The sequence below is a fragment of the Vibrio sp. 2033 genome (genome assembly GCF_033339735.1).
The window spans coordinates 1-533 of the sequence record NZ_JAWOVC010000763.1 but is presented as its reverse complement, the minus strand read 5'-3'; the positions used below and the strand labels follow the sequence as shown (position 1 = coordinate 533).

At 46.7% G+C, this 533-nt stretch carries 1 protein-coding gene; it reads right to left on the bottom strand.

The features are described 5' to 3' along the window. A partial coding sequence (locus tag R7P74_RS28950) for a sugar transferase (protein ID WP_318124152.1) occupies positions 1 to 511 on the bottom strand: 511 nt, incomplete at its 3' end. Positions 512 to 533 lie beyond the last annotated feature (22 nt).

Sequence of the window (533 nt, the reverse complement as noted above, 5' to 3'; positions counted from 1 at the left end):
CGTCTTCAATGCAAGCATCGTAACCTTGGTTTACTTGCGCCAAGCCTGTAATACCTGGCAGTACGCCGTATGTACGCTCTACAAAATATGGAATTTCATCTTCCAACTTTTGATAAAAGGCAGGTCGCTCAGGGCGAGGGCCAATCATAGACATTTCACCTTTCAATACATTGAATAGCTGCGGTAACTCATCGAGACGAGTCTTACGTAAAAATCGGCCGACCGGGGTAATGCGTGGATCATTTTCGGTTGCCCAAACGGCACCTGAGCGTTGTTCTGCATCGATGTACATCGTGCGAAACTTCATGATTTGAAACAGATCCATCTTCTCGGGTGTGCAGCGACCAACACGCAGTTGACGATAAATCACTGGGCCTTTTGAGCTGACCTTGATGGCAAGAGCAATGAACGGAAACAGTGGCGCGGTTACTAGCAGAATCAACAGCGCAACCAGTACATCAAACGTTCTTTTCGCGTGGCATACATTTGAGTCGTAACGTGAGTTTTTCATGATGCTTTCCTTATTGGTTGAC